The following is a 9,035-nucleotide window of genomic DNA, read 5'->3' on the forward strand; positions in this document are numbered from 1 at the left end:
CGCAGCCATTGCCATACAAATAAAAGGAACTGAAAAAGTGGTTTTAAACTTTTTCAGTTGCTTCTTAATCGCTGCGGGGCACTTCGGAAGTGACACCTGAAGTCAAAGAGCGGACTTCAGGTTGTCATTCCTCCACTGCCCTACGCTCGTGAGCTTAGGCGATTGCGCTTTTCTTATACTAAACGCTTGCGAATATTAGTACTGATAAGATCTATGACTGTAACTGTTATTACAATGATAAATAACATCATTCCAACTTCTTCAAAATTACGCTGATTAGCAGCTAAAATAAGTGGTGCCCCAATACCACCAGCACCGACAATCCCTAGGACGGAAGAGGATCTCACATCAATCTCATATCGGTAAAGGGCATATGAACTGAATTCAGGAATAACTTGTGGTATAACTCCATAAACCAATACTTGTAATTTACTGGCACCAGTTGCTTTTAAGGTGGAGATAATTTCCATATCAATGGATTCAATAACCTCCGAATATAATTTCCCCAACATTCCAATGGAATTAATGGAAATAGCTAATACGCCGGCATATGGACCCATGCCAACAGCCGCTACAAAAATAATTGCAAATAGAATTTCAGGGAAAGCACGGACAGCGTTTAAGATTCCCTTTCCAATAAATGAAAATGAACCTCCAATATTTTGTGCAGCCAAAAATCCAACTGGTATAGCAAGAATTGCCCCCATAAGTGTTCCAGCATAAGCGATTGCTACCGTTTCCATCATATATCCGAAAAAGTCGGGTATTTTCTCATGTACTTCCGGCATAAACAATGGATCCCAGAAAAACCTTTTCAATAATGAACCCGATTCCCAGATGGAACGAGTGGCCGAAAGTTTTGTTTCAGTAAAGGCAACATAATATAAAATGGTCATAAACGCTGTCACTGCGACAAACGTCCACCAATACTTGGCACGTTTAGGATTTTTCATATGATTGATATCTACCTGTGACATTAGACTAACCTCTTTCTTAAGCTCGTACTTACTGTGTCAATGATCGTCACTGCAATGAAGGTGATGAAAATAATCATTGCAATATTTCCATAATTGAACATGGACATTTGCTGACGAAGTATTAAACCGATTCCTCCAGCACCTACGAAACCGAGAACAAGTGACGCACGGACATTGATCTCTAGCACATATAAACTGTAAGAAACATATTGCGGAAGTATTTGCGGCATTGCCCCAAACCAAATGATTTGAAAAATGTTCCCTCCAGTTGCTCGGATGGCTTCCAGTGGACCTGGATCAATCGCCTCAACGGTTTCACTGATTAGTTTCACTAATATACCTAAGGAGAAGAAAAACAGCGCATAAACCCCAGCAAGAGCCCCTATACCAACCATTGCAACGAATATAACTGCTAAAATCATATCAGGGATGGTACGTAATACATTCAGTGCTAGACGTACGATTTGATAAAGCCAAGTCTTTTTGTTGATATTTCCTGCTGCCAAAAAGCTAATTGGCAAACAAAAAATAACGGCTACCGTTGTACTTAAAAATGCGATATTCCAAGTTTCCAAAAGGGGAGGAAGCACACGGTTATAGTAACTCCAATTTGGTGGAATAAGGTCATCGAATACAAAGCTGAAAATATGCGGAATCCCATCTACTAAACGAATTGGAGATGATGATGTAACAATGGATGCCAGATAATATAATCCAATGACTATTGCGATGATAACTGCAAAAAACAACTTTTGTCTTGCGGGAATAATCGGAATTCTTTTTGACTTATCCATTGGAGACTTCACCAACCAAGTCGTCTTCTTTGATCGGGCGACCATAAATATCCTCAAATGTCTTTTCGCTTACAGAACTGGCCGGCCCATCAAAAACGACTTCTCCATTTCGAAGACCAATAATCCTTTCGGCGTATTGCATTGATAAATCAATCGCATGGAGGTTTACTACCATCGTAATGGAATCTTCTTTGTTAATTCGCTGTAAGTCCTTCATAACCGCATGTGCTGTAGGTGGATCGAGACTTGCTACTGGCTCATCTGCTAGAATTAACTTTGGTTTTTGTGTTAGAGCCCTTGCAATACTAACCCGTTGTTGTTGACCACCACTTAACTGATCTGCACGAATATAAGCTTTCTCTGCGATTCCTACACGTTCAAGACTATGTAGCGCTAATTGGACATCATCTTGTGGAAAAAGAGATAAGATACTGCGAAGCGTACCTGTATGCCCTAAACGTCCTGCTAAAACATTACGCAAAACGGAAGATCGCTTGACTAAATTATAGTTTTGAAAAATCATGCCAATATTCCGACGAAATTTTCGTAGTTTCCGATCAGAGAATTTTAACGTATTCTCCCCGTCAATGAATAATTCTCCTTGTGTAGGCTTCACCATCTGATTAATACTTCGAATTAAGGTGGATTTTCCTGCACCTGACAAGCCTACAATGACGACAAATTCACCTTCGTTTATTTTTAGGTCGATGTTTTTAAGTCCTTGGTGACCATTTGGATAGGTTAATGAAACATTTCGAAATTCTATCATGTTGATCTTCCCTCTTTTTCATAGAATAAGGGAAAAGCACAAGCTTTTCCCTGTAATGATATTTTATTAGTTAAGCATCTCTTCAAATGCTGCGTAAGTGTCTCGGACAATATCATAATCCTCAGATTTTGCTTCAGCAATACCTGTCCAGCTGTATACTTCATTCATTACTTCCATCATTGCTTCATCATCATTAAAGCTCAAGAAAGCTTCTTTGATTTTTGTTTTCCACTCGTCACTTAATTCAGAGCGAAGGGAAATAGTGTCGTTTGGAATAGGATCAGTGAAACCAATTACCTTCATGTCCATTGCATCTGGATAGTCATCAAGGATTACTTCACGAGCATCTTCAAATGTAGTTGCAAAATCAGCTTGACCATCAATAACAGCGATTAAGGAGTTATCATGTCCACCAACTGTAATGTGAGTAAAGTGAGAATCGAGGTCTTCTACACCAGCTTGAAGGAACAAGTTACCTGGGAATAAGAACCCTGAAGTGGAAGTAGGGTCACCGTAAGCCCAAACATAACCTTCGTTATTGATTAAATCTTCAATAGAGTCAATTTCAGAGTCAGCAGCCACTGTAAATTGTGCACGGTAAGAATCATCACCATGACGAATAGCTTTTAGAATAACTTCAACTCCAGCACGTTCTTCAGCTTGAACGAAACCAAATGGAGGTAAGAAACCGATGTCGATCTGTTGAGTTCTCATACCTTCAACTAATCCAGTGTAGTCTGTCATAACTTGAGCATCTACTTCTACACCTAAAATTTCAGATAAACGTTGTGCTAAAGGTTCAACAGTTGTAGCAATATTCGCCGCATCCTGTGACGGAACAAATCCCATAGTTAATTTAGTAATTTCGTCTTCAGCTACTTCTTCTTCCTCTTCGTCTTCTGTTCCAGTGTCTTCTGTAGTGTCTTCTGCTGAAGTATCATCAGCACCATCCGCTACATCTGTTGTGTCATCCTCTTCACCAGCACCACATGCTACTAGAGAAAGCGCAAGAACGGATGAAAATAGAACCGTAAAAATCTTTTTCATCTGAAAATCTACCCCTTACTGTTTTTTAGTTTGTAGTTTGACTACATGTGTGATTATGCATGATAGTCTGATAGAATACTATAGAATTTACGTCATTCTTACAGAAGCTTTACAAACGACAAGATATGTTAACGGATATTAATATTCGATTCATATTTCATTCACAATTGACTTTTCGACATATGTTTTTATAATTTCAGTTGTTACATTTGCCCATATTGTTTCATTGTGTCTGTTGATGGTAGAATAAGTGGAAGGTCACAACATCTTTGATATATTTTAAAAAGGACGTGGATATGAGTGTTAGCAAAATTATATATTTTTGATCTAGATGGAACTTTATATGAAGGAACAGATCATTTCGATTATTATGCAAAAAGGTTAGCGTTGGATGTGAAGGAAGAAGTACTTACTGAATATTGGGCTGATTATGAAAGCATGAAAAATGGAAATCATCCATTACATATTGGAAAAGCCTATGATGTGAATAACGACTTAATATTAACCATTGATCCAATGACACTGAAAGTAATAGAGGCAGTTGATTGGGCTGGAACAAAAAAGAATTTAGATACTTTAAGTTATGGAATGAAGACTGTTACGTTTGATTTTGAAAATATCGTAGCAATTGGAGACGGCTGGTGGCTTCCCTTTGCCTGTGCGAAACACCATGGGGTGGAAAACTGTTACCGACGTTATCTGGAAACAAAGGAATACATGGTTACGGAAGAGTTTGAATTAACTCCAATTCCAGGATTGAAACCTTTCTTGAAAAAATTAAAAGATCAGACCAATATCGTTTTGATGACAAACAGTGATGAAGACGATGTGGGAAGGCTATTAAAGGAATTGGATCTGACAGGATTGTTTCATGAAGTCATTACTTCTGCTCAAAAGCCATCTAATACGGATAATTTTTTTAATGAGTTAATTGAAAAATATGGTGTTCAACCAGAAGAGACAGTTTCCATAGGTGATAATTTCATCAATGAGATTGCACCGGCATTATTAATGGGAATGCAGGCAGTCTATATTAATGAACACCCCCATCCAACAGAGCTTGAACAATTGACCCAAGTCAAGCGGATACATGAATGGTTTGAGGAACAATAATAAAAAGAACGAGGTGTCCCCCAAAGTATAACTTTCGGAGACTCCCTCGTTCTTTTTGTGTTCTATGATATAGTACTCGAAAGACTAAAGGTGGTCGCTCACCGCGAGCACGCCTTCTAGGAGGAGGAAGACCGTCCACGTTTCTAATTAACTGAGAAGACAGTCCTCAACAGATTTATATTCATATTCAAGATCTCTTGCAACAGCTTCATACGATATAAATCCGTTTGCTGTGTTAACACCTTTAACAAGTGCCGGGTTTTCCCTAAGTGCACGGGTAATTCCCTTATTTGCAATTTGTAGAGCATAAGGTACGGTTACATTTGTTAATGCAATCGTGGACGTCCTTGGAACAGCACCTGGCATATTAGCTACAGCATAATGGACAACTCCATGTTTTACATAGGTTGGATCATCATGTGTTGTAATTCGATCCACGGTTTCAAAAATGCCTCCTTGATCGATGGCAACATCCACAATCACAGAACCGGGCATCATTTCCTTAATCATTTCTTCTGTCACAAGTTTAGGAGCTTTTGCACCAGGGATTAAGACGGCACCAATGACGAGATCAGATTCCTTTACAGCATTAGCTAGATTTAGGGGATTACTCATCAAAGTATTAATCTCCGCTCCAAAGATATCATCTAACTGACGTAACCGATCAGGATTTAAATCAATTATGGTTACATCAGCCCCAAGACCCATGGCTATTTTTGCTGCGTTCGTACCAACGACACCACCACCAATAATCGTTACTTTTCCACGTTTCACACCTGGGACTCCAGATAATAATATTCCACTTCCGCCCTTAGGTTTTTCTAAGAATTGAGCCCCGATTTGGGATGCCATTCTTCCAGCAACCTCACTCATTGGCGTTAAGAGAGGTAGTGTACGATTTACTTCTACTGTTTCATAGGCAACTGCAATAACCTTTTTTTCTGTCAAGGCTGCAGCAAGTTCAGGGACAGCTGCTAAATGTAAGTATGTAAAAAGTACTAACCCTTCACGAAAGAAAACATATTCATTTGGAAGAGGCTCTTTCACTTTCATCACCATTTCTGCTGAATCCCAAACGTCTTTTGCTTCATCAAGTATAATGGCACCAGCTTCTATGTAAGCATCGTTGCTAAAACCGCTTCCTATTCCCGCATCCTTTTCCACAAAAATATCGTGGCCTGCTTGGTGTAAAGTAAGTACACCTGCAGGAGTAAGAGCAATTCGGTTTTCATTGTTTTTTATTTCTTTAGGTACTCCAATCTTCATTTCAAGCCCCTCCTTCTATTTTCGTGTGTTTGTTGAATGGACAATCCACTCCTTACACTATTTTAACGAAGTCTTCCCTTTTCTACCACCATTTTTTTCTATAAGTGCATTATCAACTAATCTTGAAAATAAAAGAGGAAGTTTTTATATATGTTGCCAATAAAAACTTCCTCTCTTACTTATTTTTCAATCGTCTTGGAAGGAAACCTCGGCTCGACTCGTTCCTGAAAAAAATCACTAAAATTTGTACTAGATAAGAAACCAACGTAATCTTGTTTTGGTACTTCATAATAAATCGTTAGTTCGCCACTTTTAAAGTGAACATGTAATTCTCTAGTCATTTCATCATAACCAATGGATTGCAAATTTCCCTGATTAAGTTCTGTTCTTTCCATATAATTATCCCCCTTAAGGTTCTTTTTAACTAAAGTACCCTGTTTTATGGAAAACTAACAATCACATAAAAAATTGGGACATTTCTTCTTTCGATAAAACCTTTCCGCTTGAAACAACTTGATTGTTAACAATGAGAGTAGGAGTAAAGAAAATGCCCTCTGGCTGTTCTGCATCATTTAGTAATATTTCAACTTCAGCTTTTAAACCCATGTCCTCTAACACTTCCAATAGGCGCTTTTCAACGATTCTTCCATTAATATTCTGATTAATTAAAAGCTTCACGTCCATTTCTCTCACCTCACCTCACCTTTCTTATACCATTATTATAAAATCTGTCATAAGAAAAACTTAAAACGGATATGGCGAGGTTGTGAAGAAATTATTACTTTTTAGAAAACTTTTTTAACTAGTCATAAATATAAATTCCAATTAATTTTACTTTGAATTTTTAGGTGAAATATAATGTAACCATAGGAGTAGTATGGTTAACATTAAAATTTTTGTTAAATTGTGTTAAAATTCTTGATATTTCTTTTTGGTTAATAATACAATGAATCTATTAAGAATTTATATTACGTGGATGCGAAGAAAGCATGTCTTCATCTGGGCACTTTGACATGTAGGAGCTAGTAGTGCAACCGACCTTTTTTTTGGTCGGTTTTTTTCGTATATAAATCGTTATGGAAGAGGAGGGAAAGGATGGAGAAGGAAAAGCATTCAATGGAAGATCTTAAAAATGATTTTGACTTACCAAAGTGGTTTTCTGATTTATGGATAGATGAATTGTTGGATGGAAACCAAGGACAAATACAGGATCATTCCTATATAAATCTAATCTTCTCTTTAAAGCAGGCGATAGAAGAGACCTCTCTATTGGTGATAACCAACTCAGATGGTAAAATTGCTTATGTTAGTAAGTCATTTTGTGAAGCAATACATTATACGAAAGAAGATTTACTTGGAATAGATTACTCCTCATTACAAACTAACAGTAGGAGTCAGGAAAAAAGAGAGCTTTTAAATCAAAAAAATCTAACTGATACTTCCTATAGAGAATCTGTGTATCGTACGAAGAATGGAAATCCTCTTATTTTGGGCGTGACAATTCATCCTTTATTAATGGAAGAAGAAGTTGGAAAATTTCAGGCAATCTTGCTTTTACATAAAGATATAACGAGATTAAAACAAGCAGAGAAAGTTATTAAAGAAATTACAGCCGTGGATAATCTAACAGGATTACCAAACCGTGATCGCTTTGAGAGGGATGTCAGCGAGCGGATTAGCTTCTCTTCTGATCATCACCTGTTTGTTTTGTTTTTTATTGATTTAGACAGATTTAAGTTTTATAACGACACATTGGGGCATTTTACTGGTGATAAATTAATTCAAGTCATCGGTCAATCGCTGATTAATCTTCAATATGAAAATCTTCATGTCTATCGTTACGGTGGGGATGAATTTGCCTTATTATTGGATAAACCAAGTTCGAAAAGGGAAGCACATCAATTAGCTCAAGAAATACTAGATCTGTTTCAAAGTCCGTTCCAAGTAAGGGGAAATGAATTGTTTATCACTGCCAGTATAGGTATATCCATCTTCCCGGAAATGGGAAAAACGTATGGAGAAGTGGTCCATCAAGCAGAGATGGCAATGCAGTATGCAAAAGAACAGGGGAAAAATAATATTCAATGGTTCCATTCCTCCATCCGAACGGTTCATGATGAGAGACTTTTATTGGAAAAACGGTTAAGGATCGCAACGGAAAGGAAACACTTTGAATTAAACTACCAACCTCAAATTGATTTACTTCAACAAGAAGTAATAGGTGTGGAAGCACTAATACGTTGGAAGGATAAGGAACTTGGAGTTATATCACCTGCGTTATTTATTCCCTTAGCGGAAGAGACTGGTTTAATCGTTTCAATAGGTGATTGGGTATTAGAAGAAGCCATGATTCAAGCTAAAAAATGGAATGATGAAGGAAAACCTTTGCGCATTAGCGTAAATATATCGCCGATTCAATTTCAGCGTCCTGATTTTGTCAGTAAAGTAAAGTATAATCTTAAAAAAACAGGATTGCCTCCAGAACTTTTAGACTTAGAAATCACAGAAAATGATTTGATGTATAATCAGGAAGAATGCTTAAGAACACTTGAACGTTTAAAAGGATTAGGTATTCGTATATCGATTGATGATTTTGGAACAGGTTATTCATCCTTAAGTTATTTAAGAAGATTTCCAATTGATACACTAAAAATTGATCAATCATTTATTAAAGAACTTTTGAACAACGCGAATGATCAGGCAATCGTTACTTCTATTATTCAATTGGCGCATAATATGAACTTGAGGGTTATTGCAGAAGGGGTAGAAACAATCGACATGGTATCCTTTTTATGTAATAGAAAATGTGATGAAATGCAAGGGTTTCTTTATAGTAAGGCATTACCCCCGGAAGCAGTTGCACCATTTATTGAATCAACCAATCCTAAAAAAATACTGTCATATTAATTTTTAATGTAACCAATTATCCATTTCTGTTTTTCTCTTAAAAGTACCTATTTGAGGTACTTTTTTTAAGGCTCTGTTATCGTTCAATGTTGATTTTTGCGAAATTCACTCCCTTTCACCACTGGCACAAGTGCGACATCTGCTCATTCTTCGCAGTGTCTT

General features: G+C 37.2%; 9 protein-coding genes and 1 riboswitch. Of the genes, 2 read left to right on the top strand and 7 right to left on the bottom strand.

Annotation, left to right across the window (positions count from 1 at the left end; genetic code table 11):
• Positions 1 to 173: 173 nt before the first annotated feature.
• The 4 genes from phnE (KS419_RS00790) to KS419_RS00805 form a co-directional block, all read right to left on the bottom strand.
• Positions 174 to 977, bottom strand: coding sequence for a phosphonate ABC transporter, permease protein PhnE (gene phnE / locus KS419_RS00790; RefSeq protein WP_246593578.1), 804 nt, complete (start codon positions 975 to 977; stop codon positions 174 to 176).
• The gene (gene phnE, locus KS419_RS00795) at positions 977 to 1,771 is read right to left on the bottom strand and encodes a phosphonate ABC transporter, permease protein PhnE (protein ID WP_217064193.1); all 795 of its coding nucleotides are present in this window, start codon (positions 1,769 to 1,771) and stop codon (positions 977 to 979) included. Before phnE (KS419_RS00795) ends, phnE (KS419_RS00790) begins: the two co-directional genes overlap by 1 nt.
• Positions 1,764 to 2,540 (bottom strand): phosphonate ABC transporter ATP-binding protein, encoded by a 777-nt coding sequence (gene phnC / locus KS419_RS00800; protein ID WP_217064194.1) that lies wholly within the window; start codon positions 2,538 to 2,540, stop codon positions 1,764 to 1,766. Before phnC ends, phnE (KS419_RS00795) begins: the two co-directional genes overlap by 8 nt.
• A 66-nt stretch (positions 2,541 to 2,606) precedes the next feature.
• Positions 2,607 to 3,587, bottom strand: a complete 981-nt coding sequence (locus tag KS419_RS00805; protein ID WP_217064195.1) for a phosphate/phosphite/phosphonate ABC transporter substrate-binding protein — start codon at positions 3,585 to 3,587, stop codon at positions 2,607 to 2,609.
• A 300-nt stretch (positions 3,588 to 3,887) separates the two neighbouring features.
• On the opposite strand from KS419_RS00805, the gene KS419_RS00810 reads away from it, so the two are divergent.
• Positions 3,888 to 4,700, top strand: a complete 813-nt coding sequence (locus KS419_RS00810) for an HAD family hydrolase (protein ID WP_217064196.1) — start codon at positions 3,888 to 3,890, stop codon at positions 4,698 to 4,700.
• 147 nt (positions 4,701 to 4,847) lie between these two features.
• Here KS419_RS00810 and ald read toward each other — a convergent pair whose 3' ends face one another.
• The 3 genes from ald to KS419_RS00825 form a co-directional block, all read right to left on the bottom strand.
• Positions 4,848 to 5,966, bottom strand: a complete 1,119-nt coding sequence (ald, locus tag KS419_RS00815) for an alanine dehydrogenase (protein ID WP_217064197.1) — start codon at positions 5,964 to 5,966, stop codon at positions 4,848 to 4,850.
• 179 nt (positions 5,967 to 6,145) lie between these two features.
• Positions 6,146 to 6,361, bottom strand: coding sequence for a KTSC domain-containing protein (locus KS419_RS00820; protein ID WP_217064198.1), 216 nt, complete (start codon positions 6,359 to 6,361; stop codon positions 6,146 to 6,148).
• A 61-nt stretch (positions 6,362 to 6,422) separates the two neighbouring features.
• Positions 6,423 to 6,650, bottom strand: coding sequence for a thioredoxin family protein (locus tag KS419_RS00825; RefSeq protein WP_217064199.1), 228 nt, complete (start codon positions 6,648 to 6,650; stop codon positions 6,423 to 6,425).
• 281 nt (positions 6,651 to 6,931) lie between these two features.
• A riboswitch (cyclic di-GMP riboswitch) is annotated at positions 6,932 to 7,015 on the top strand.
• 46 nt (positions 7,016 to 7,061) lie between these two features.
• Here KS419_RS00825 and KS419_RS00830 point away from each other — a divergent pair.
• On the top strand, positions 7,062 to 8,873 hold the full coding sequence (locus KS419_RS00830; RefSeq protein ID WP_217064200.1) for a sensor domain-containing protein: 1,812 nt from the start codon (positions 7,062 to 7,064) through the stop codon (positions 8,871 to 8,873).
• Positions 8,874 to 9,035 lie beyond the last annotated feature (162 nt).

Source organism: Evansella tamaricis, from assembly GCF_019042215.1.
GTDB classification, from domain to species: Bacteria; Bacillota; Bacilli; order Bacillales; family Salisediminibacteriaceae; genus Evansella; species Evansella tamaricis.

What these genes read in the sequence shown, in the direction of transcription:
- phnC (WP_217064194.1), bottom strand. Translation starts at nt 2,540, where the DNA reads ATGATAGAATTTCGAAATGTTTCATTAACCTATCCAAATGGTCACCAA.
- phnE (WP_246593578.1), bottom strand. Translation starts at nt 977, where the DNA reads ATGTCACAGGTAGATATCAATCATATGAAAAATCCTAAACGTGCCAAG.
- KS419_RS00830 (WP_217064200.1), top strand. Translation starts at nt 7,062, where the DNA reads ATGGAGAAGGAAAAGCATTCAATGGAAGATCTTAAAAATGATTTTGAC.
- KS419_RS00820 (WP_217064198.1), bottom strand. Translation starts at nt 6,361, where the DNA reads ATGGAAAGAACAGAACTTAATCAGGGAAATTTGCAATCCATTGGTTAT.
- KS419_RS00825 (WP_217064199.1), bottom strand. Translation starts at nt 6,650, where the DNA reads ATGGACGTGAAGCTTTTAATTAATCAGAATATTAATGGAAGAATCGTT.
- KS419_RS00805 (WP_217064195.1), bottom strand. Translation starts at nt 3,587, where the DNA reads ATGAAAAAGATTTTTACGGTTCTATTTTCATCCGTTCTTGCGCTTTCT.
- phnE (WP_217064193.1), bottom strand. Translation starts at nt 1,771, where the DNA reads ATGGATAAGTCAAAAAGAATTCCGATTATTCCCGCAAGACAAAAGTTG.
- ald (WP_217064197.1), bottom strand. Translation starts at nt 5,966, where the DNA reads ATGAAGATTGGAGTACCTAAAGAAATAAAAAACAATGAAAACCGAATT.